This window comes from Sinorhizobium meliloti, from assembly GCF_017876815.1.
GTDB classification, from domain to species: Bacteria; Pseudomonadota; Alphaproteobacteria; order Rhizobiales; family Rhizobiaceae; genus Sinorhizobium; species Sinorhizobium meliloti.
Genome location: NZ_JAGIOS010000001.1, coordinates 1,047,444 through 1,070,109 on the forward strand (window position 1 = coordinate 1,047,444; position 22,666 = coordinate 1,070,109).

The 22,666-nt window shown below is 61.7% G+C and carries 20 protein-coding genes and 2 tRNA genes; 12 read left to right on the forward strand and 10 right to left on the reverse strand.

Annotated features, from left to right (window positions below; translation table 11 throughout):
• Positions 1–138 precede the first annotated feature (138 nt).
• Positions 139–1,311 (reverse strand): IS481-like element ISRm20 family transposase, encoded by a 1,173-nt coding sequence (locus JOH52_RS05060; RefSeq protein ID WP_010968459.1) that lies wholly within the window; start codon positions 1,309–1,311, stop codon positions 139–141.
• A gap of 334 nt (positions 1,312–1,645) precedes the next feature.
• Complete coding sequence (locus tag JOH52_RS05065; RefSeq protein ID WP_010968458.1) at positions 1,646–2,272, reverse strand: ribonuclease D; 627 nt, start codon at positions 2,270–2,272, stop codon at positions 1,646–1,648.
• Positions 2,273–2,479: 207 nt separating this feature from the next.
• On the opposite strand from JOH52_RS05065, the gene JOH52_RS05070 reads away from it, so the two are divergent.
• From JOH52_RS05070 to cya1, 3 genes are all read left to right on the forward strand, one after another.
• Positions 2,480–2,809 (forward strand): hypothetical protein, encoded by a 330-nt coding sequence (locus JOH52_RS05070; protein WP_010968457.1) that lies wholly within the window; start codon positions 2,480–2,482, stop codon positions 2,807–2,809.
• A gap of 85 nt (positions 2,810–2,894) precedes the next feature.
• Complete coding sequence (locus JOH52_RS05075; protein ID WP_010968456.1) at positions 2,895–3,941, forward strand: hydroxyacid dehydrogenase; 1,047 nt, start codon at positions 2,895–2,897, stop codon at positions 3,939–3,941.
• Positions 3,942–4,034: 93 nt separating this feature from the next.
• The gene (gene cya1, locus JOH52_RS05080) at positions 4,035–6,032 is read left to right on the forward strand and encodes an adenylate cyclase Cya1 (protein WP_010968455.1); all 1,998 of its coding nucleotides are present in this window, start codon (positions 4,035–4,037) and stop codon (positions 6,030–6,032) included.
• Positions 6,033–6,159: 127 nt separating this feature from the next.
• On the opposite strand, the gene JOH52_RS05085 is transcribed toward cya1, so the two are convergent.
• A tRNA-Leu gene (locus JOH52_RS05085) sits at positions 6,160–6,246 on the reverse strand.
• Between the two features lie 391 nt (positions 6,247–6,637).
• On the opposite strand from JOH52_RS05085, the gene JOH52_RS05090 reads away from it, so the two are divergent.
• Positions 6,638–7,165, forward strand: coding sequence for a BA14K family protein (locus tag JOH52_RS05090; protein WP_003534404.1), 528 nt, complete (start codon positions 6,638–6,640; stop codon positions 7,163–7,165).
• 63 nt (positions 7,166–7,228) lie between these two features.
• On the opposite strand, the gene JOH52_RS05095 is transcribed toward JOH52_RS05090, so the two are convergent.
• The gene (locus JOH52_RS05095) at positions 7,229–7,561 is read right to left on the reverse strand and encodes a DUF6665 family protein (RefSeq protein ID WP_003534402.1); all 333 of its coding nucleotides are present in this window, start codon (positions 7,559–7,561) and stop codon (positions 7,229–7,231) included.
• Between the two features lie 139 nt (positions 7,562–7,700).
• Between JOH52_RS05095 and JOH52_RS05100 the strand changes: the two genes are divergently transcribed.
• On the forward strand, positions 7,701–9,281 hold the full coding sequence (locus JOH52_RS05100; RefSeq protein ID WP_010968454.1) for a hypothetical protein: 1,581 nt from the start codon (positions 7,701–7,703) through the stop codon (positions 9,279–9,281).
• A gap of 45 nt (positions 9,282–9,326) precedes the next feature.
• The gene (locus JOH52_RS05105; protein WP_080597544.1) at positions 9,327–10,541 is read left to right on the forward strand and encodes an IS701-like element ISRm31 family transposase; all 1,215 of its coding nucleotides are present in this window, start codon (positions 9,327–9,329) and stop codon (positions 10,539–10,541) included.
• Between the two features lie 571 nt (positions 10,542–11,112).
• Here JOH52_RS05105 and rpsA read toward each other — a convergent pair.
• The 3 genes from rpsA to aroA all read right to left on the reverse strand — a co-directional run bounded on the left by rpsA (position 11,113) and on the right by aroA (position 14,988).
• Positions 11,113–12,819 (reverse strand): 30S ribosomal protein S1, encoded by a 1,707-nt coding sequence (gene rpsA / locus JOH52_RS05110; RefSeq protein WP_003534399.1) that lies wholly within the window; start codon positions 12,817–12,819, stop codon positions 11,113–11,115.
• Positions 12,820–12,982: 163 nt separating this feature from the next.
• Positions 12,983–13,621: a (d)CMP kinase gene (gene cmk, locus JOH52_RS05115; protein WP_010968453.1), complete on the reverse strand. Its 639-nt coding sequence runs from the start codon at positions 13,619–13,621 to the stop codon at positions 12,983–12,985.
• Positions 13,621–14,988 (reverse strand): 3-phosphoshikimate 1-carboxyvinyltransferase, encoded by a 1,368-nt coding sequence (gene aroA, locus JOH52_RS05120; RefSeq protein ID WP_010968452.1) that lies wholly within the window; start codon positions 14,986–14,988, stop codon positions 13,621–13,623. Before aroA ends, cmk begins: the two co-directional genes overlap by 1 nt.
• 284 nt (positions 14,989–15,272) lie before the next feature.
• On the opposite strand from aroA, the gene JOH52_RS05125 reads away from it, so the two are divergent.
• From JOH52_RS05125 to JOH52_RS05135, 3 genes are all read left to right on the forward strand, one after another.
• Positions 15,273–15,662 carry a TIGR02300 family protein gene (locus JOH52_RS05125; protein WP_003534381.1) on the forward strand — a complete coding sequence of 130 codons (390 nt, stop codon included), beginning with the start codon at positions 15,273–15,275 and terminating at the stop codon, positions 15,660–15,662.
• Between the two features lie 245 nt (positions 15,663–15,907).
• A tRNA-Ala gene (locus tag JOH52_RS05130) sits at positions 15,908–15,983 on the forward strand.
• A gap of 513 nt (positions 15,984–16,496) precedes the next feature.
• Positions 16,497–17,252, forward strand: coding sequence for a ParB N-terminal domain-containing protein (locus JOH52_RS05135; RefSeq protein ID WP_017275418.1), 756 nt, complete (start codon positions 16,497–16,499; stop codon positions 17,250–17,252).
• Positions 17,253–17,298: 46 nt separating this feature from the next.
• Here the strand turns inward: JOH52_RS05135 and istB are convergent, their stop codons facing one another.
• Both istB and istA read right to left on the reverse strand, forming a co-directional pair.
• The gene (gene istB / locus JOH52_RS05140; RefSeq protein WP_012477343.1) at positions 17,299–18,036 is read right to left on the reverse strand and encodes an IS21-like element helper ATPase IstB; all 738 of its coding nucleotides are present in this window, start codon (positions 18,034–18,036) and stop codon (positions 17,299–17,301) included.
• Positions 18,037–18,048: 12 nt separating this feature from the next.
• Positions 18,049–19,578, reverse strand: coding sequence for an IS21 family transposase (gene istA, locus JOH52_RS05145; protein ID WP_209566044.1), 1,530 nt, complete (start codon positions 19,576–19,578; stop codon positions 18,049–18,051).
• Positions 19,579–19,660: 82 nt separating this feature from the next.
• Here istA and JOH52_RS05150 point away from each other — a divergent pair, with 82 nt between their 5' ends.
• The 3 genes from JOH52_RS05150 (at position 19,661) to JOH52_RS05160 (ending at position 21,494) form a co-directional block, all read left to right on the forward strand.
• Complete coding sequence (locus tag JOH52_RS05150) at positions 19,661–19,984, forward strand: hypothetical protein (protein ID WP_017275341.1); 324 nt, start codon at positions 19,661–19,663, stop codon at positions 19,982–19,984.
• A gap of 181 nt (positions 19,985–20,165) precedes the next feature.
• Complete coding sequence (locus JOH52_RS05155) at positions 20,166–20,744, forward strand: hypothetical protein (protein ID WP_017267198.1); 579 nt, start codon at positions 20,166–20,168, stop codon at positions 20,742–20,744.
• Positions 20,745–20,858: 114 nt separating this feature from the next.
• Positions 20,859–21,494, forward strand: coding sequence for a recombinase family protein (locus JOH52_RS05160; RefSeq protein WP_017267197.1), 636 nt, complete (start codon positions 20,859–20,861; stop codon positions 21,492–21,494).
• Between the two features lie 32 nt (positions 21,495–21,526).
• On the opposite strand, the gene JOH52_RS05165 is transcribed toward JOH52_RS05160, so the two are convergent.
• Positions 21,527–22,564: a DUF4917 family protein gene (locus JOH52_RS05165; RefSeq protein ID WP_234705652.1), complete on the reverse strand. Its 1,038-nt coding sequence runs from the start codon at positions 22,562–22,564 to the stop codon at positions 21,527–21,529.
• Positions 22,565–22,666 lie beyond the last annotated feature (102 nt).

The following is a 22,666-nucleotide window of genomic DNA, read 5'->3' on the forward strand; positions in this document are numbered from 1 at the left end:
AGGTTGCGGCAGCGCCCGTGCATCCCCGCCTCCCTCATTCCTGTGCTCGTCACAGGAATCCAGCCAGGCCAAGTCATTGGGCTGAAAAGACTCTCCCGCGCCGCAGACGCAGCGCTGCTGGATCCCTGTGACGAGTGTTTAGCCCGGGGACATGGCGGACACCTGTTCGGATACATCACTGACGGATTGCTTGTTGGTCAAGTTGATTGTTGCGATGTGATGGGCACCGAAGAAAGCGCCATAGTGGCCGTCGCGGTCGAGCGGGCGGATGGCGAGGCGTTCTCCGCAGAAAGCTTTGGGAACTTTCCATAGCCGGCCTTTGAAGCTGACATAGGCTTTGGTGGCGGAAACCTTGCGCACGATCTCGCCCTCGTCATAGACGGGCTCGGGCAGGCGATCCGGCATGGCGCGCGGACTGGGGTGGTAGCGGCTGGCCGGCACGTCATGATCGAGTGCCCCATGCGGGCGCTCGAAATTGTAAAGCTCGCGCCAGGCATCGAAGGCGCGCTGAACGGCAGCAAGATCCCTGAAACGGTCAAAGGCGAACACCTCGGCCTTGAGTGTGCGATGGAAGCGTTCATTCTTGCCACGGCTCTGCGGATGGTAGGGGCGACTGTGCAGTAGGGCGACGCCGAGCTTCAGAAGCCATACGCCGAGGCCGGTCCAGCCCTCGCCTGACGGATCGCCCCATGGCGCGCCATTATCCACGAACATGGCGTCCGGCAGCCCGTAGCGCCGGAATGTCCGCTCCAGATGGCCGCGTACGGTCGCGCCTCGCTGATCGGCGCAGGCCATGAGACAAGGCACGAAGCGGGAATGGTCATCGATCACCGTCAACGGGTGGCAGAGCGTGGCGTCGGCCAATTGCACCCAGCCCTTGAAATCCATTTGCCAGAGCTGGTTCGGCGCCTCCTTCTCGAAGCGCTGCAACGCCGGCGCGCCGCCCGGCGGTGCTACGATCCGATCATGGCGCTTGAGGATGGCATGAACGGTCGAAACCGCCGGCGGGTGGGTTCCCTGCCGTTCCAGATAGCCCACAATTTTGCGCGCCCCCCATGCCGGATGCGCATCGCGCACCCCAAGCACCTCGGTCTCTACCGCTTCGTTGCAACGCATCGGACTTATATGCGGGCGCCGTGAGCGATCCGCCAACTCGCGGTCGCCGGCTTCCCACCGCGCCAGCCATTTATAACCGATATCCGGGCTGATCCCGAACCGCCGGCACAATTCCCGCCGGTTCACACCCTCCTCAAGCGCAAGTCGCACAAACTCCCGCCGCTCTCCCATCGTCGATACCTCTCGCCACGGCATGGAATACCCCCTTCGAAGCCAAATCCATGCCAGTATGACGTGTCAGCCATCTCCCCGAACACCCGTCAGTTATGTCCCCGGGCTAAACAACGAGCACAGGGATGAGGGTGGAGAGGGTGCGGTCCCTCAGAATACTTCTCATGGGTGCGCGGATGTCGAGGACCCAGTCCCCAAGCGAAGGTGCCGTAACGCCCGTGCCCTGCCTCCCTCATTCCTGTGCTCGTCACAGGAATCCAGCCAGGCCAAGTCATTGGGCTGAAAAGACTCTTCCGCGCCGCAGATGCGGCGCTGCCGGATCCCTGTGACGAGCACATGAGGAAGAGGGCAACATGCCTCAGCTATGCGCGAAGATGTCCGCCTCTTCCCAGCCGAGCAGATCGAGCTTGGCACGCGTGGGGAGAAACGAGAAGCAGGCCTCGGCGAGTTCCATCCGGCCATCGCGCAGGAGCCGCGCCGTCAGCTTGTCGCGCAGCGCATGCAGGTGGAGCACGTCGGAGGCGGCATATTCGAGCTGCGCCGGCGAAAGAATGTCGGCGGCCCAATCGGAAGACTGCTGCTGCTTGGAAATGTCGATGTCGAGCAGTTCCTTGAGATTGTCCTTGAGACCGTGCCGGTCCGTATAGGTGCGGGCGAGGCGCGAGGCGATCTTGGTGCAGAAGACCGGCGACGCGGTGACGCCGAAGGTATGGAACAGCACGGCGATGTCGAAGCGGCCGAAATGGAAGATCTTCTGGCGCGTCGGATCGGCGAGCATCGAGACGAGGTTCGGCGCCTGCTTCTGGCCGGCGGAGATGCGGATCACATCGGCAGTCCCGTCGCCGGACGAGAGCTGCACGACGCAAAGGCGGTCGCGACGCGGGACCAGGCCGAGCGTTTCCGTATCGATCGCGATCGCGCCCGTATAGCGGGCGGCGTCGGTCTCGGAAATGTCGCCCTCGTGGAACCTTATTGTATTCGCCATCGAAAATCCCCAGATCGTTACTTGCATGTTTCCCTGAGAACGGCTCAGGAAGCCTGCTGAGATTCAAGTGCTGCAGCGATCCCGGCCTGTCTGATCAGGCTCGCGGGCGCTGTGGAGCGTAGCTGGCCTATAGCGCATGTTGGCCGGCCGCGATACCTTGTCCTTCGGCGGACGTTCCGTTTGCCGGCACCCCGAGAAAGTTCGTATATGACCTGGTTCCGTTTCGCCTTGGCGCCTTCCGTCATCGCCCTGATATTGACCCTCTCGCCCGGTGCCGGCCTCGCCGGCGAGGCGACATTCGAGCTGGCGCAGGCCTTCCACGACCTGCCGGGCGTGCGGCCGGTGGACCCGCTGCGCGACGATAAGAACATCGTTTGCCAGCAGGTTTTCATCGACCGCTACGGTCCTTTCGAGTCGTCTCACGGCCGCCCGCGTTACGATACGACCTATCGCTGCCGCGAGGGCAGCGGACCGATCTTCCAAAGCGGCGAACTGCCGCCGTCGCTGGAACGGCAGAAGCGCGGCCTCAACTATTGAGGTCGAGCCAAGAAAAAAGCACGCTTGCATTGCACGCTCGGGAAAGACGAAACTACGCCCGGGACGGCACTGACTGGAGGAAACCATGCCCGAAACCGACAGGCCGCGAACCGACAGGCCACTTGTCATCAGCGCGCCCGCGCCGCGTACGCTCGATCTGATCTTCACGCCCGACGCGCTCGAGCGTCTTCACCGGCGCTACCGCGTGATCGAAGCCGATCCGGAGAACATCGCCGGGCTCGGCTCCGCCGTCCTCTCCGAGGCCCGCTATATCGTCGGACAGCCGCCGCTTTCCGCGGACACGCTCGAGCGCATGCCGCGGCTGCGGGCCGTTCTCAACGTCGAAAGCAATCTCATCGACAACATGCCCTACGACGTGGTTTTCCGGCGCGGCATCCACGTGCTCACCACCGGCCAGGTCTTCGCCGAACCGGTGGCGGAGATGGGGCTCGCCATGGCGCTCAACCTCGCCCGCGGCATCGTCGATGCGGATGTGGATTTCCGAGAGGGGCGCGAGCGTTGGGGCGGTGAGGGCAACAAGTCCGCCCGGCTCCTCTCGGGCTCGGAGATCGGCATCATCGGCTTCGGCGATCTCGGCAAGGCGCTCAACCGCGTCCTTTCGGGATTTCGTGCGAAGATCCGCGTCCATGATCCCTGGCTGCCGGCCTCCGTTCTTCTCGACGCCGGCGTCGAACCGGCGTCGCTCGAGACGGTCCTCGCCGAGAGCGACTTCCTGTTTGTCGTCGCAGCGGTAACCAGCGACAATGAGGGCTTCCTCGGCGCCAAGGCCTTCGCGGCCATGCGTCCGGGCGCCGCCTTCATTCTCCTGAGCCGCGCCGGAGTCGTGGATTTCGATGCATTGATCGCAGCCGTCGAAAGCGGCCATATCCGCGCGGCAAGCGACGTCTTCCCGGAGGAGCCCCTGCCCCTCGGACATCCTGTCCGCCGGCTACCCGGCTTCCTGCGCTCGGCGCACCGGGCCGGTGCGCTCGACATCGCCTTCAAGAGGATGGGCGAGATGGTGCTCGAGGATATGGAACTGATGGACCGCAGCCTGCCGCCGATGCGCTGCAAGCGGGCGGAGCGGGAGACGGTGGCCCGAATGCGCTCAAAGCCCGTCACCGTCAACTGAAGAGTGATGGGCAGCACAACTGCCTTTATCCTGGCCGCGCGGCGCTGTAGCGCAGCTCGTACACGGCCGGTGGTGCTATGAAAATCCGGTGCAATGCTGCAAAGATCGGAATCCGGATTCAAGGACATCGAAAGCATGCAAGATTCCAACGCGGACAAGCCTTCCCGGACCTGGACCAGCTCACTGCGGTCGCTGCTCGGTCTCGTGATGGTTGCTATGCTCATCGTCGTGTCCGCGACGCTGGTGGGGCTTGACTACCGCCGCGCACGCAGCGCTGCGATCGCCGGTGCCGAAGACAATATGGATGCCTTCGTCGGCCGCCTGGTCGATCGGCTCGGCGCCCTCTCCGGGGACACCTCCGCGCTCGTCAGCCTCGTCGCATCCGTCGCCAATTCCTTTCTCGTGCCTCCGCCGGAGCGCATGAACGACAAGGTGGCAGTGCTGCGCGAGGGCATCGCCCGCTCGCCGCACATCGACGGCGTCTATGTCGGTTATCCGAGCGGCGCATTCTTTCATGTGGTCGATCTGGATTCGGCCGCCTGGCGCATGGCCCTGGACGCACCGCGGGGGGCGGCGATCGCCGTGCGCTCGATGGAGAGGAACGACCAGGGCAAGCCGTTCGACCGGATCCTGTTCCTGGACGCGAGCGGCCTGCAGTTTGCCGAACGTCACGCTGCCTCCAACGGCTTCGATCCGAGGACGCGGCCCTGGTACCGCGCGGCCGTCAACGGCAAGGCGCCGGTGGCCATCGGTCCCTATGAGATGGCCACCACAGGCAATCTCGGGATGACCATATCGCAAGCGCACCGCGGCAACCCCCAAATCGTCATCGGCGCCGATGTCGTTCTCGATACGATCACGGATTTTCTGTCCCGCGAGCGGCTGACCGACGACTCGGTTTCCTTCGTGCTCGATGCGGTGGGACGACCGATCATCCACTCCGACTCCACCATGATGCGGCGCATCATGGCATCGAAGGGCCGGGACCGGCCGGTGGCCACGCCGCAGGAGGATGGACTGATCGAGAGCATCCGGCGCAACCCGCCACCGGCCGGAAAGGCAACTCTCGTCGAAGTCGGAAACCGCACCTATCTCGTCACGGTGGCGCCGCTCGAATCGGCATTGCTTCTGTCCGGGCACCGGGTGGTCGTCGCCGCCCCTCTCGACGAGCTGCTGGCGGCCGCAAACGAGACGCTCGTTCAGGGACTTGCCGTCTCGGGCGCCGTGGTGGTGGTCGCCGTTCTCCTGGCCCTCGTGCTTGCGCATCTGATCACGAAGTCGCTCAACCAGCTCACCGACAGCGCCAACCGCCTGCAGGACCTGGATTTCGCCACTCCTATCGACGTTTCGTCGCATGTGGCGGAAATCTCGACGCTCAACGGCGCAATGAACAGGGCTCGCGACGCGATCTTCACCTTCGCGCTCTATGTTCCGAAGGAGCTGGTGCGCAAGGGCATCGAATCCGGCCATTTCGGCGGCCGCGCCGCATGGCGGCAGGAGGTGACGGCGATGTTCACCGACATCTACGACTTCACCACCATCAGCGAGGGCCGGTCGCCGGAAGAAGTGGTCGCGATGCTCTCGGAGTATTTCGACCTGTTCAGCGAGGTCGTCGCCGCCCACGACGGAACCATCATCCAATTCCATGGAGACTCGGTCTTTGCCATGTGGAACGCGCCGGTCGCCGATACCAGGCATGCCGAGCATGCCTGTCGATGCGCACTCGCGGTCGAGGAGAGGCTCGAGGCCTTCAATTCTGCGCAACGCGCCAGCGGATTGCCGGAGTTCCGCACCCGCTTCGGCATCCACACCGGAACGGCCGTCGTCGGCAGCGTCGGCGCCAAGGAACGGCTGCAATATACGGCGATGGGCGACACGGTGAACGTCGCCTCGCGGCTCGAGGGCATGAACAAGGATTACGGCACGAGCGTTCTTGCAAGCGGCGCGGTGGTCGCCCAATGCAAAGACATGGTGAAGTTCCGCCCGCTCGGCACCGCCAAGGCAAAGGGCCGTTCGACGGCGCTCGACATTTACGAAGTCGTGGGCGTCGTCCGCGCGGTGAACACTACCGAAGCCGGAACGGCCGCCTGAGGAAAGGCAGATGCCGCGGCGAACGGCGGCCCCGCTGAATTCGCTTCGAAACTCTGAAAGCAAAAAAGCCCGGAAACCCGGGCTTTTTTTGACTTCCGAACCGCAAAAGCGGTTCCTGAAAATGGAATGGTGCCCAGAAGAGGACTCGAACCTCCACACCCTTTCGAGTACCAGCACCTGAAGCTGGCGCGTCTACCAATTCCGCCATCTGGGCGACGGACCGGCATGTAAAAGGCCGTGACCGAAGTGTCAACAGGCATTTTGAAGTTTTCGTCTCGCATCGCGAAAAAGCGCGGTAAAGCGCGGCCGGGTCCACGATGATAGGGCAAGAATTCCAGTGACATGAGAGCCGGAGAGGCGCATTCTAGAGCAACGGCGAATGGGCGGAATCCGGAACGCCCGCGTCGATACGTGGAGCACGCGCCCACGAATAGGCATGCGACACCAAACGTCTGCTGCATGTTTCGTTGGTCGGCCGATCACCGCCAAAAAATGCAGCAACTTGAAGAGTTACAGCGGCCTTTGCGCGTCTGATAAGTCGCGCGGCGCTGAAAGGAGCAGGGACAAAAACCGGAAAGCAACGGCTTTCGGAAAGTGAGGAGAAAATGACGAAATTTCGGAATTTCGTTGTCAGCTGCGCACTCGCCGCCGCCTCCGCGGTTCCCCCTGTAACGTCCGTTCAGGCCATGCCGCGCCCGGCGCTCGACATTGCGATCAAAGCGCCGGCCGGCGTCGAGAATGCCACGCATCGCGGCCGTTACGGGTGGCGCGGCGGCTATTCTCGCCGCGGCTATTATGGAGGATCCGGCTTCTATCCGGGCTGGAGCCCCTATTACAGGCGGTCCGGGATCAGCTTCTATTTCGGACCCAGCTACCGTTACCGCCCGTATTACGGGAACCGCTATTATTACGGACCGCGCTTTTATGGCCCCGGCTATTACAGCTATCCCGGGCCCGCATATTACGGTTATCGCTCCTATAGGCCACGCTACTATGGCGGCGGCTACGTCCGGAGCGGCGGCAACAGCCATGTCAGCTGGTGCCTGTCGCGCTATCGGTCCTATAACCCTGCCTCCAACCGCTACCTGACCTATGGCGGGGTCTACCGGGTCTGCTACTCGCCCTATCGTTAGGGGAGCGTACCCTTGGATTCATCGAGTCCGCGCGTTCCCTCAAACGCGCGGCGCTCCCGTCAGTCAGCGCTTCCTGACGATCCCGACGCGCGCCATGACTTCCTTCGGAATGCCGTAGCGGCGCACGGCATCGCGGCTGTCGCGAAGGCCGCAGATCTCGCGCTGGATGAGGAAGGCCCAAACCGCGTCGGCCGCCTCGTCGAGCAGTCGCTCGCGTTCGGAAGGCGGGTGCCTGTTGCTGTTGAAGGCATTCAGGGCGGCAATTGCCTTCTCGACCTTCAGGCCGTTGCGCCCCAGCGCGTCGGCGCGCTCGGCCATCAGCTCGTATTCGAGGACGTTCACCCCGTTACCGGTGAGACCGAAACTGCGCAGCGATTGCGGCGGGCGAAATGTCATCGGCGGCTCCATCAAGCTCATGCCAGGATGGGCCGTGAATGAGCTTCCCGCAAGGGGGCGGCGCGACGACTGCCGCGTGGCGCAAAGTCGTCGTCATGGTTAACACTCCCTAAACCCGTTTGACCTAAGCTTGCGGATCATGCCCGATCTGCCCGCCTTCATCGCCATCAGGACAGCCGTCGGATCTGCTGAGGAGACGACGCAGGGCCTGCGCCGCTCGCTGCCGGCGGCGGAGCGTAGCGAGGCGATCCGGAAGATCGTCGATGCGCTGTCCCGCCATCTCTCCGGCAAGGAGGTCCTATCCAAGGACGCACTGGTGAAGCTGGTAGAAGACCTGGCGCTCATCCTCAAATTTCCACCCCTGCCGCAGGAGACCGGACGCGCCTTCATTCGGCGGTTGACCGGCTTCATCGAGGCATTGCCAATGCCGGAACGCCTGCTTCTGGAGAAGCAATTGGCCACCCGCAGCCTCGTGCAGCGCGTCGCCGTTGCGGCGACGATCGCGGGAGACCGCCGGGGCGCGGTGCCGCCTGATCGAACCCCGCTCCGCAGCCTGCCCCTGCCGGCACAGGTCCCGCCAGTGCTCCCGGGCGCCAAAAGACCCGTGCCGAGCGATCTCGCGCTGCTTCAAGCGATGCTCAAGAAGACCTACGGCGCCGATATGGAGGACGTGCGGATCGAGACGACACCCAAGGGCGCGGCAATCGAAGCGGCGCAGGAGGAGGCTCCAGCCGGGCCGCAACGTTCGCCGAAGGCGCCCACGAACGCTCCTGCAGCGCCGCGAGGTGCGGAGATTGCAGCGAGAGATGCTTCGGCAAGCCCGCTTGAGGGGGAAATGGCGGAGATGGCGGATACGGCGGCGATGACGCCGGAAGGCTCCGATGAGCAGCTCCCGGATAGCGAAGCGGATTTGGCGGAACCATCGGCGCCGCGCCGCAGTCAGGCGGCGGGCCTGAACGGGAGTGCGCTCGCCCTGCCGAAAGATGCAAAACCTGCGACAGCCGAGGGCAAAGCTGCAGTCGCGGAAGCCGGCGCTGAAAGCCTCCCTGACGGCGAAGGCCCGGAGGGCACCGACGGCCCCTCGCGCTCCGCGAGGGAGGACGATAGACCACGAGTGCGGACGCAAAGTGCCGCGCGCATGGCGCAACCGCCGGCGGAGGCCTTGAGAGCGGTCATACGCGACAGTCTTGCGCTGCCGGGGACGAGCAAGAGCTGGCAACCTCGCGACATGGAAGACGCAGGACCGGCCGCGCCCCTGCTGCCGCCGGAGAACGAGGCGCCGGCGCGGCCACGGGAGACCGCCGGCGCGGTCAGAAGCGCAGCCGCCGCCAGCGAACCGCCGGTGGACGCCGCGTCCGACACAGGAACCGATGCATCTCTCCCCGACCTGCCCCCTCCTCAGGCAGAGCGCCGGACCGGCGAGGACGCGATGGCGTCGCAGGGCCTCGCGCGGGTGCCGGAAAGCGGACTTCCGCGGGAAATGTTTCCCTTCGCGCTGGTTCCCTACCCGCCGGCAGAAGAAAGCGATGCCGACGAGGTGGACCGGCGTAAGCGGGAAAGCGAGGGCGAGCCGGAAAAAGACGCCAGGGATGACGAGGGAGAACGGGAAAGCGACGACCAGCAGCAGGGACATGCGGCCGGCGGCGAACAGGATCGGGCCGAAGATCGACCGGCAGCCGACGCCTATGACCTCTACCGAAAGCTCGGTGGCCTGGCCTAGCACTACAGTTGCATATTTATCTATGATCTGAATCTATGGGTCTCCATGATTCGGAGGTCATGGATGGCAGGTGCATCAATCGAGACGACGCTTGAGCTTTGGGCATCATCGTTGCGCGACGTGAAGGCTCGCATGCGCGGACTGTTTACGCAGGAGCGAGTTGCAGCCTCTGCGAACCTTTTCCTGGACGGCTTGCTGGGTGACGAGCGGCGTAAGACAGGTTGGATGCGTGCTGAGGCGGCCGGTGATCCCGGCCCGTGGCGGCAACAAGCCATTCTGGGGCGCGGGCGCTGGGACGCGGACGCACTTCGCGACATCGTGCGAGAGTATGTCGTAGAAAACCTCGCCACGGATGATGCGGTCCTGGTCATCGATGAGACGGGCTTCCTCAAGCAGGGCAAGACATCGTGCGGTGTTGCACGTCAATATACAGGTTCGGCTGGCAAGATAACGAACTGCCAGATCGGTGTGTTCGCCGCCTATGTGTCCGATCGCGGCCATGCCTTTATCGATCGAGCCCTGTACTTGCCCAAGAGCTGGACTGGCGATCCGGCAAGGCTTGCAGCAGCTCATGTTCCTCAGGCTACAGCCTTCGCTACCAAGCCAGGCCTGGCTGTCGAGATGATACGGCGTGCGCTGGCAGCCAATGTGCCGTTTTCATGGGTGGCCGCAGATGCGGTCTATGGCGTCGGGGACATCGAAGGAACCCTGCGCCGAGCCTGCAAAGGCTACGTTCTTGGGGTTAAATCGGACCACCATTTCGGCTCGTGGTCGGGAAAGCCTCCGGTCGCCGGCACAGCGCAGGAGATCGCCCGTGATCTCGATCCAAGTGCATGGCAGCGTCTTTCCGCCGGTGAGGGCACCAAAGGCGCTCGGCTTCATGACTGGGCCTATTGCGAACTCGCCGACCTCGATGCCGACGAATACAACGAGACGAAATCTGGGCTTTGGACCCGTGGCCTCCTGATCCGGCGCAATATCAGCGACGGTGATCTCGCATTCTTCACCACATGGTGCCCGGCCGGGACGGGCATCCAGACGCTCGTTTCCGTTGAAGGCCATCGCTGGGCGATCGAAGACAGCTTCGAGACCGCCAAGAACGAGCTCGGACTCGATCACAACGAAACCCGGTCATGGCATGGCTGGCATCGCCACGTCTCCCTCGTCATGCTCGCCTTCGCCATGATGGCGGTGATCCGATACCGCGCCAATGACGCGACGCCCCAAAAAAGACTGCGGATGCCGACCATCAGGATTTAATCCGCTGGTCTATCCAGGAAGTCCGACGCATCGCCATAAGACTCGCTCAGCGTCGCATAAGCCCCGCCTACGTCATCGCATGGTCATGCTGGAGGCGCGCCCATCAGGCGGCCGCTCGACGAGCTCACCTCAAAACTAAAATGCAACTGTAGTGCTAGTCTGGGGTTTATGACGGCTGCTGCGAGATGGATGATGGCGTTGAAGCTCCGGTCGGTTTTGCCGGCACGCATGGCTCGATACGCTTGAATTCCTTGAGTACCGACTGCGCGGCCTAGGAACGTATTGGAGGACTGCAATCTCTCCTCCTCCTCATCTCTGTGCTTGTCACAGAGATCCAGCAGCGCCGCGTCTGCGGCGCGGAGAAATGTTCTTTCAGACCAAGGACTTGGTCTGGCTGGATCCCTGTGACGAGCACAGGGATGAGGAGATCAAGCCAGCCGCGGCGGCTATCCCGAATCTCGACAGGCCTTGGAGCACTTTCAGGAAAAGTGCGGAACGGTTTTCGCCCTGCCCACGAAAAAGCCCGCGGAGATCGCTCTCCGCGGGCTTATCATTTCAAGTCCGTCAACGATTACTCGTTGTTCTGGCGGTTCTTGAGCGCAGCGCCCAGAATGTCGCCGAGCGAAGCACCCGAGTCGGAAGAGCCGAACTGAGCGACGGCTTCCTTCTCTTCCGCGATTTCCAGAGCCTTGATCGACAGCTGGATCTTGCGGTCCTTCTTGGAGAAGTTGGTGACCCGCGCATCGACGGTCTGGCCGACCGAGAAACGCTCCGGACGCTGTTCGTCGCGATCGCGCGAGAGGTCGGCGCGACGGATGAAGGCGGTGACGTCCTCGTGGTTGACGAGCCGCACTTCGATGCCGCCATCGTTGACGCCGATGACTTCAGCCGAAACGACGGCGTTCTTGCGCAGTTCGCCGGAAGCGGCAGCTTCACCGACCGCATCACGGCCGAGCTGCTTGATGCCGAGCGAGATGCGCTCCTTGTCGACGTCCACATCGAGAACGACAGCACGGACGACGTCGCCCTTGTTGAATTCTTCGATGACCTGCTCGCCCGGGCGGTTCCAGTCGAGGTCGGAGAGGTGGACCATGCCGTCGACATCGCCATCGAGGCCGATGAACAGACCGAATTCGGTCTTGTTCTTGACTTCGCCTTCGACTTCCGTGCCAGCCGGATGGCTATGCGCGAAGGCCTGCCACGGGTTCTCGAGCGTCTGCTTGAGGCCGAGCGAGATGCGGCGCTTGGTCGGGTCGACTTCGAGAACGACCACGTCGACTTCCTGGCTCGTGGACAGGATCTTGCCGGGGTGAACGTTCTTCTTCGTCCAGGACATTTCGGAGATGTGTATCAGGCCTTCGATGCCCGGCTCCAGCTCGACGAACGCACCGTAGTCGGTGATGTTCGTGACGGTACCGGAGATCTTCTTGCCGACCGGATACTTCGCACCGATGCCATCCCACGGATCGGACTCGAGCTGCTTCATGCCGAGCGAGATGCGGTGGGTTTCCTGGTTGATGCGGATGATCTGAACCTTGACCTGCTGGCCGATGTTCAGGATCTCCGACGGATGGTTGACGCGGCGCCATGCCATGTCGGTGACGTGCAGCAGGCCGTCGATGCCGCCGAGGTCGACGAACGCACCGTAATCGGTGATGTTCTTGACGACACCCTCGACAACCTGGCCTTCCTCGAGGTTCTGAACGATTTCAGAACGCTGCTCGGCGCGGGACTCTTCGAGAACCGTGCGGCGCGAAACGACGATGTTGCCGCGGCGCTTGTCCATCTTGAGGATTTCGAAGGGCTGCGGGTTGTGCATCAGCGGCGTCACGTCGCGGATCGGACGGATGTCGACCTGCGAACGCGGCAGGAAGGCTACGGCGCCGTCGAGATCGACGGTGAAGCCGCCCTTGACCTGGTTGAAGATGATGCCTTCGACGCGTTCGCCGGCTTCGAACTTGACTTCCAGGCGCTGCCAGCTCTCTTCGCGGCGGGCCTTCTCGCGCGAGAGGACTGCTTCGCCGAGTGCGTTTTCAATGCGCTCGACATAGACTTCGACTTCGTCGCCGACCTTCAGCGTGCCGTCCTTGGCCTTGGCGCCGAATTCCTTCAGCGGTACGCGGCCTTCGACCTTCAGGCCGACGTCGACGATTGCGACGTCTTTTTCGATCGCCGTGACGATGCCCTTGGCGACATAGCCTTCGGCGAGGTCCGTCTTGGCGAAGGACTCTTCCAGAAGCGCTGCGAAATCATCACGGGTGGGGTTGGTTGCAGACATATAATCTCCTGCTGCATCTCCTGCCGGAGACGCATATGCGCCGGGGGTTGGTGTTAGACAGGCCTGAACCCAGTCCGCTCCTGTCATGGAGCAATCCGGCGCGTGGACGGAATTTCAGGCTATTTTCAAGAAGGAGACCGGCTGGGCCGGGATCAGGCCTTCTTCAAATTTTCTCTTTCAGGGCGGCGTCGACCAGCGTCTTCGCCGCCTGGAATGCCGCCTCTATACTCATTTCGGAAGTATCAAGCAAGTGCGCGTCCTCGGCAGGTCTCAAAGGACTGTCGGCACGCCCCATGTCGCGCCCGTCGCGCTTCTTCACGTCCTCGAAAATCGCGGTGTAGTCAGCCTTTCCGCCGCCGGCGACGATCTCGTCATGGCGCCGCTTCGCCCGCACTTCGGGGGAAGCGGTCACATAGAGCTTCACCGCCGCATCAGGGCAGACGACCGTGCCGATGTCGCGCCCGTCGAGGACGGTACCCGGCTCCTTGCGCGCGAAGGCTCGCTGCGCCTCGACCAGCGCCCGGCGCACGGCCGGCATGACGGCGATCTTCGACGCCGCCTCGCCGATCGAATGCTCGGAAAGCACGGCGCGATCGAGCCCGGAAAGGTCCACCTCGCGCGCCGTCTTCTCGGCCACCGCCTCGTCGTCGAGCGGCAATCCGGCATCCATGAGTGCCTTTGCGGTCGCGCGATAGGTCAGCCCCGTGTCGAGATGGTGGAAGCCGTATTGCTCGGCGATCCGGCGCGAGAGCGTTCCCTTGCCGGCGGCCGCAGGTCCATCGATGGCGATTACGAAGGTCATCAGGCTGCCTTGTTCTCTGCCTCTTCGATCTTCGCGCCCAGTCCCGTCATCAGGCCCATGAATTCGGGGAAGGACGTCGCGATCATCGTCGCATCGTCGACCGTTACCGGATGCTCCGAGGCAAGTCCCATGACAAGGAAGCTCATGGCGATGCGGTGGTCGAGATGGGTCTTCACCTGGCCGCCCGAGATTTTGCCCAGGCCCTTGCCGCCCGGGCGGCCGCGTACGACCAGCGAGGCCTCGCCCTCGTCGCAATCCACCCCGTTGAGCTTCAGGCCGTCCGCCACGGCGGACAGGCGGTCGGACTCCTTGACCCGGAGCTCCTCCAGTCCGTTCATCACGGTCGTGCCCTCGGCGAAGGCAGCGGCGACGGCGAGCACCGGATATTCGTCGATCATCGACGGCGCGCGGTCCTCCGGCACCGTCACGCCCTTGAGCTCCGAATGGCGCACGCGCAGATCGGCGACATCCTCGCCGCCGGCAAGCCGCTTGTTCATGACTTCGATATTGGCGCCCATTTCCTGCAGGGTCAGGATGAGGCCGGTACGGGTCGGGTTCATCAGCACGTTGAGGATGGTGATGTCCGAGCCCGGAACGATGAGCCCCGCCACCAGCGGAAAGGCTGTGGAGGACGGATCGCCCGGCACGTCGATCACCTGGCCAGTCAGCTTGCCGCGGCCCTCGAGGCGTATGGTGCGCACGCCCTCGGCATCGGTCTCGACCGTCAGATTGGCGCCGAAGCCCTGCAGCATCTTTTCCGTATGGTCGCGGGTCATCACCGGCTCGACGACGGTCGTGATGCCGGGCGTATTGAGGCCGGCGAGCAGCACGGCGGATTTCACCTGGGCAGACGCCATCGGCACGCGATAGGTGATCGGGTTCGGCGTCTTCGGCCCGCGCAGCGTCACCGGCAGCCGGTCGCCCTCGGCCGACTTCACCTGAACGCCCATTTCGCGGAGCGGATCGAGCACGCGGCCCATCGGGCGCTTGGTCAGCGAGGCGTCGCCGATGAACGTGGAATCGAAATCATAGACGCCGACAAGGCCCATCGTCAGCCGGCAGCCGGTGCCGGCATTGCCGAAGTCGAGCGGTGCCTCGGGCGCGAGCAGCGCGCCGTTCCCGACACCGTCGATGATCCAGGTGTCGCCCTCCTTGCGGATCCTGGCGCCCATCGCCTGCATGGCCTTGCCGGTATTGATCACGTCTTCGCCTTCGAGGAGACCGGTGATGCGCGTCTCGCCCGCGGCAAGACCGCCGAACATGAAGGAGCGGTGCGAGATCGACTTGTCGCCCGGAATGCGCAAGGTGCCCTTGAGGTCGGAAGACTTGCGTGCGGTGGCGGGCCGCGGGTTCGAGCCGTGAGACATCGTGGTTTTCCTCTGACAATCCGGCTGACGGCTGGCGCGGAAGGTGGTGCTTTCCGGCGCGTTGTTGGCGGACCGCCGGTCTCGCCGGCTCCCTAACACAATGCGCGAAAAGGGTCATCCTCCTGCTACGAAGAAAATGACGGCCGGAGCTCGCGGAAGTTTATCTTTGACAGAACTCGCCAAGATGATTATGGGGACCGGCTAATCATCATAAGCTTGATACTTTTCTAACCGCCGGCTTTCCGGCAAGAGCCGGCTCGCCGGCCATTCAAGAGGCTTTGACTGTGGCAAAACCGGAACTTGGAACAAAGCGCATCGACCCGGAAACGGGGCGCAAATTCTACGATCTGAACCGTGATCCGATCGTCTCCCCCTACACGGGCAAGTCCTATCCGCTGTCCTTCTTCGAAGAGACCTCCGTCGCCAAGGTGCTCGAGAAGGAAGAAGAGGAAGACGTCAAGGAAGTCGATACCGAGAACACGGAAGTCGAACTCGTCTCGCTCGAGGAAGCGGATGACGAGGCCTCGGGCGGCGACGATCTGCCGGATCTCGGCGACGACGATGTCGAGATCGAGGGCGACGACGACGACACCTTCCTCCAGACCGACGACGAAGACGATGACGACGACATGAGCGACATCATCGGCGTTTCCGACGAGGACGACGACGTCTGAACAGACCGGCGACGCGGGCGGATCAGCGCCCGCATGCCTGTCCGCAAGCGTTTCGAAAGGCGCACGAAACCGCCCCATCCATCGAGCGCGATCGGCATCGAAGCATCCGGCCGGAACCGAAAAATAAATCGTCCCGGCCCTCACTTTTCGGCTTGCCATCTGCACCTAGCAGAAGTAATAAGCCGCCACTCGCCGGGCACAACGCGCCTCGCGATCTTCCCGGACCGGCAAAGCCGGACCCTGATGGGGCTATAGCTCAGCTGGGAGAGCGCTTGCATGGCATGCAAGAGGTCAGCGGTTCGATCCCGCTTAGCTCCACCAAACTCCCCACCCAACAAATTTGATGTTTATTTTCAGTGGCTTAGCCTTGGTCAATCAACTCATTCTGACCAACCATTCTGACCAAGCGCCCTATACGTACTACCGGATGTAGTCAGACCTACCGCTACGCAGGTACGATCTCGCTTCATGTTGCGACTGGACGATGTGCGCCGCGCGACCTCTACAGCTATGGCTGCCTGTAGAAGGGCCTTGTAAGAACCACTGCTCCAGCCTCCTCCACGCCCCCCCTGCGACCGTCCTGTCCCTTCTCCCCATTGCCGATTGCCCCTCGGTTAAGGGAAGAACCGTGCTTTGGCTTCTGCGCTCTCAACGTCGCAGGCTGATTACCCCCCACTTAGGGAGAAGAACTGCGTCACACTCGCCCCGACAGTCGTGTTCGGTTCGTCTCGCTCACGTTCTCTCCTCCTTCCCTCAGTTGCTGTCACCGCAGTCGAGACTTCTCTTGAGGACAGGGGAAGAGAGAGATCAGGCCAATGTCATAAGAGAGAATGAATGTCAGAACTTACCCCCGATCTGGAGGCGCTCAAGCAAGCCTCTACGGCCGATTTATTGGATGCCATCGAGGCCCTCTTAAAGATCTCCGTCCGGCCATGTACTACCGCTCACGAGCCTGCCCGTCTGCCCTGGAGCAGCATCATTGAAATCCCCTCTGTCTTCCAGGTTAGAGGGGAACACACAGACGAGCGACACGCGACTGCTCTCTTCGATGTCCTCAAGCGCGAGAACGACCTGAGGCCGGTTACCGTCTGGCGGTGCGGCGAGGGAGCAGTGTTACTTGATGGTCATCATCGCCTCCATGCTTACAAGCGGATGCAAGGGCGTTCTCGGGTAGCCGAGGGGGTGCCTGTTGTTTGGTTCAGGGGCAATTTGGACGACGCGATCAAGGCGGCGGCCGAAGCCAACAATGAGGTCAAACTGCCGCTTAACACCCATCAGCGGATGAACCTGGGGTGGAGGCTAGTCGTCCTTGATAGGTACTCGAAGAAGGAGACAGCGAAGATGGCTGGCATCAGCGAACGCACAGTGGCTAACATGCGTACCGTCAGGAAGACCTTGGAGTTGTCAGGAGTCGGTCGTGATGAGCTACCGCTGAACTGGTGGAGAGCATCGAAAGAGGCCCGAAGGTTGGATGCTCGCGAGGAGCGACTGGACTATGAGGATTTCAAGTTGCCGATTCCGATGAAGCCGCCCCTTTGTTCCGAGATGATTGCGCCCCCGGTTTCCGGGATGATCTCGCCCCCTGTTTAGTGGGGTCTGCAGGCGATGATTGTTGTCAGTTCATTCAGGCGAGGTGTCAAGCTTTGCGCGGTAGATTTCGGCGCAGACTATCGCCGCTCAATTCGATGCGGTGGGCATTGTGGACCAACCTGTCGAGTATGGCATCGGCGTAGGTTGGGTCGCCAATGACGCCGTGCCATGCGGACACGGGAAGTTGGCTGGTAATGATCGTTGATTTGCGTCCATAGCGATCTTCGAGGATTTCCAGCAGGTCGTGGCGGGCCTGTTCGTTGAGCGGCTCGAGCCCCCAATCATCCAGTATCAGGAGCTGAACATGGCCCAAGGTCCGTTGCAGGCGGGCGTAGCGGCCATCACCGCGCGCGAGCGCAAGCTGGGCAAACAGCCTTGGGACACGCTGATAGAGAACTGAGCGATCGTCTCGGCAAGCCTTGTGGCCGAGAGCGCAAGCCAACCAACTCTTTCCGACACCCGAGGGGCCGCAAATGGCCAGATTGTCATGGGCGTTGATCCAGTCGCCACCGAGCAGCTTCATGAAGAGAGCACGGTCGAGGCCGCGGTCGGCGCGATAGTCGACATCTTCTGGGGTGGCCTGGTGGCGAAGCTTGGCAAACCTGAGGCGTGCCGCAAGCTTCCGATCGTAACGGGAGCTCCATTCCCGTTCGAGCAGCAGTCCGAGCCATTCGGCGTGCGAGAGATGTTCGGCTTCGCCGTTGGCAACAAGTTCGCCAAAGGCCTTTGCCATGCCGGCCAGGCCCATGGCATTCAATTTATCCAGTGTTGGATGGGCAAGCATCTTTCGTTCTCCTTAGTGGTAATAGCGAGGTCCGCGGATGTTGGCGTGATGGATCTGTTCATGCGGCGCCGCTCCATTTGAGGCAGCCGTCCGGTCAAGGTGATTGTCGAGGATGGATCGCACCGAGCCATAGGTTCGTGCGCCAATCTCCAACGCACGGCCGCAAGCGGCATTGACCCTGTCGCGGCCGAAGCTCTTGTTGAGGCGGATGATGCCGAGGCAAGCTCGAAAGCCCTGCTCGGGATGAGGCCTGTCGGCAAGAATGCGCTCGCACAACAGCGCAACATCCGGCCCCATCGCAGAGGCTTCGCGTTGAATCCGTTCAATCGTCCAGTCGGCAAAGCGGCGATGCGCAGAGGGCATATGATCGGGGATCGTCGTGTGCTTGCCGTTGCCGCTGGAGCGCCGGTGAGCGGCAATTCGCTCGCCCTTGTGGAAGATCTCGATCGTATTGGCGGTGATACGAGCCTCGACCTGCTCGCGGGCAAAGCGATAGGGAACGGAATAATAGTGCCGCTCGATCTCGACGTGATAATCCAGCCCGGCGCGCCGGATACGCCATTCGGCAAAGACATAACGTTCGACAGGCAGCGGTCGCAAAGCCGGACGATCAAGCTCCTCGAACAATTGGCGGCGCGTGGCGCCGACACGGCGCAGAACGCGCTTATCATTGAGATCATGGAGCAATTGGCCAATCGCCGCATTGACCTCGGCCAAACTATAGAATGTGCGATGGCGCAGCCGGCCCAACAGCCAACGTTCGACGATACGAACCGCAGCTTCCACTTTCGCCTTGTCCCGCGGGCGTCGCGGCCGCGTCGGCAAGACGGCGCTGCCATAATGGGCCGCCATCCCGCAATACGTCCGGTTGACCTGGGGATCGAAGTGGCAGGCCTTGATGATCGCTACCTTGGCATTGTCGGGAACCAGCAAGGCTGGCGCACCGCCAAAGAACTCCAGCGCCAGGATATGGCATTCAATCCAGTCGGGAAGCGTCTCGCTCCAACGTGCCTGCGCATATGAAAGGCTGGATGCTCCCAGAACCGCCACGAACAGGTGCGCCTGCCGTGTCTTGCCGGACAGCCGATCAACGACAACCGTGACCGTGTCGCCGGCGTAGTCGACGAACAGCTTGTCGCCGGCCGCGTGATCCTGCCGCATCGTCACAGGCAACTTCATCGCCCAGCCGCGGTAGAGGTCACAGAAGCGACTGTAACGATAGCCCTCCGGATAACGGCTGATGTATTCGTCCCAAAGGATCTGCAGCGTCATATGCTTGCGCTTCAGCTCGCGGTGGACCTGCGTCCAGTCCGGCTCAGGGCTCCGACGATGACCCGTCTTCGTCCCGCCTGCCTTGTAAAGCGCCGCTTCCAGGACTGCATCGCTGATGTCGTCACCCAACGGCCACGATAGCTCCGCAATGGCCGCACGCCGAAGCGTCTCGCGCACCGTCGATGGCGCAGCTCCAACCCGAACCGCGATCGACTTGTGGCCAAGTCCTTGTTCGAAGCGATATCTCAATATCTCGCGGACACGCCGCATCTCCAGTCTCTCCGCAGGCATCCCGTTCCTTCCTCGTCACGTCGAAGGAAGAAACTTCACACCAGCAGAACACCCACGCCAGATGCTTTCCGATGGGGGCGGCATCATCTCGGAATCAGGGGGCGACTATTTCTCGGAATTGGGGGGCGAGATCATTTCGGAATCAGGGGGCGGATTGCCTCGGAATTTGCATTTCAAGTACGAGCAGGCGAAGAAGTGGGCAGATCAGCTCGCAAGAACCTTCTCCACGAAGCTTGCAACGTCTCCAGAGATAGCCGCCATTGCACTCGATATATATCTCGGGGCGAGGGCAGCAGAGGTTGGTCGGCTTCTTCTTGTGGAGACTGGTGATCCCTTGCGGGAGCAGATCGAGGACGAGATGGGGGATGATGATCTACCGTTCTGACGCCTCTAGGTGTGCATCTCATAGACGGTGCAAAATGCATACTCTTAACGTCAGCCACGAATGTCTCGTGGAGTATTTCGTGATCTCAATCATGATCTGAGGATTAGGTGTGTCCCCCCCCTCCCTCCCGCACCAATTTGGTTGTACATCAAGTACAGCTCGCGCATCACGAGGGGGAACCATGCTTGAGTTAGTGGACCAGTTCATTCAATCCGGCATTGGGCAGGCCCTGATCATTGCTGCGATTACCGCAGCGGCCGGCAGGTTCTTCACCCCGCGAGGTAAGGTGATATGGGCGGTTTCCCACCAACACCATTACCGCATGCCCAACCTGAATGATGGCGGTTTTTTTCCAGTAGTCACTCAGCAGGTCTGGTTCCAAAACGTAGGCAGATCAGCCATTCAAGACATAGAAATTGTGCTGAACTGGAAGCCTCAACACTTCGAGATCTGGGACCCAAGAAAGTGGGATGGAGAGCCTCTTTCAGACGGCAGATGGGTGATCCGTGTGCCGTCATTGAACGCGAAGGAGTTCTTTACCGTCTCAATGATCGACACTGTGACTGATCTTCCTGCGGTCTTGAACGTCCGTTGCTTAGGAGGGGCCGCAACCAACGTGAGGATGGGACCGCAGCGGGTGTTCCCGATGTGGTTTAACGTAGGTGTTGCAGTCTTCATGTTCATCGGAGTTGTTGCAACGCTTTACTGGCTTCTCCAGTTCGTGATCGCCGCATTGTCACCACCGCGCCTTGACCGTTAGGGTATACCTCAGCGGACGCTGTCAACCGGCGCTCCAGACTGTCCGGTAGGGTTGACATACCGCTTACGGACATGCTTTCATGTGGACACTACCCTATCGGACATGGAGTTCCAAATGGCAACGTTCCTCTACGCCCGCGTCTCGACCACCGAGCAGTCCCTTGATCACCAGCGAACGCAAGCAGAAAAGGCTGGCTTCACCTTCGACCACGTGATCGCAGATCATGGCGTGTCCGGTGTCTCTGTCCTGATGAAAGATCGCCCGGAAGGAAGACGCCTCTTCGACATGCTCCGGAATGGTGACGTGCTGGTCGTACGCTGGATAGATCGCCTTGGCCGAAACTACGCTGATGTGACAGACACGATCCGCGAGTTCATTCGCCGGGGCGTAATCATCCGCACGATCATCAACAACATGACCTTTGACGGCTCCACGACAGACCCCGTCCAAATGGCCGTCAGAGACTCCCTGATCGCTTTCATGGCTGCGACAGCACAGGCCCAGGCGGAAGCCACGAAGGAAGCTCAGCGGGCCGCCATTGCCCAGCTGAAGGCCAAGGATGATGGTAGCTACAAGGGACGGAAGCCAAGCTACACGCGCGAACAGTTCTCACAGGTCTTGGACATGGACGGTAACGGCGCGTCCGTCTCGGAGATCGCCAAAACCACACGCCTGTCCCGCCAGACGGTCTACCGGATCAAGGAAGACCCGGGAGCGGCTGAAAAGTCTTTGGCGGTATGGGGCGCGTGAGGCTGATAATGCCTTTTGATCCTAGGTCGCTGTCACCCATCCCACACGTGTGCGCTCGCGGCATCATAGAACTTAACTGCGAGCGGCCATCTCTCACCTCTCAGCCGAGACCTCAGGTTCATGAGAGACTGCGCCTGCTTGATCGCTTCGCGATTTGTGGCGCTTTCGGGATCTCCGTACAACCCAACTAAGAGATTGGCGACCCCACCCGCCGCAATGCAGCGCAAGACATGAGCATCATTGGGCGCGAGAGAGTGCCCGAAGACCACCAGCGCACCGGTTCCTGCTTTCATGCAGGCTTCGAAGCTCCGAAGAGCCTTATGGAGGTATGCGTTGTGGAGAATGCGCTCCATTTTGACTGACGAGGTGCCCTCGGCAACGAAGACCGGAAACTTGTCCTCGTTAAGAGCGTCGCGGACCTGGTCGACAATCGGCAGATCTGTCTTTGACCAAGTGTACTTCGTTATCTCAGTCCCGCGGTCGAACAGGTGCAACGCGCCGTGTAGGTAGGAGACGGTGGCGCTAGACGCCTGCTGCCAAGAAACGTAGGGAGCGTCTTCGTTCTCGATTGGATGACGGAAACCATCATCATGGTTGAGTGGCTGATCCTCGAGGTCGCTGTGCATCAACGCCCAATACAAGAGGACGTCATAGTTCAGGGTGTAGATAGATCGAAACGGCCTCAAGAATGATCGGCAGGAGCGGTATTGATCGGCAGAGACTTCGTATGGCCGACTGGGATGGCGGCTCGCGATCACCTGGACCAATACATCCTTGACAATTTCGGCGTCGTTTCGAAGGCCAGCGGCAAGTTTGGCGAGTTTCGGCCGGTATACCTCGAGAATTCGTGCGGTGTCCGAGAGGTGGCGGATGATCACTTCAAAGTCCCGCGTTCCCAGCGCGTCAAAGATCTTCCGTAGGTAAGGTGCCCTGGAGAAGTCTGCGTTCTCGTACAGTGAGCCGTACGTGAAGATGTCTGGCTTCAGCGCGATGCTGAAACCGTTTCCGAGCAACAGGTACTTGTTCGTCGCGCGAGCTATAGACTGCATCGCGTCGGGGTACTGCATCACTTCAACCAAGAGAGCCTCCGAAACCACTGCGTATCATCGGCATCGCGGGAGTAACCCGTCAGTCACACGACTCGAACGATGCTATTTGAAGTGGAGCAAATG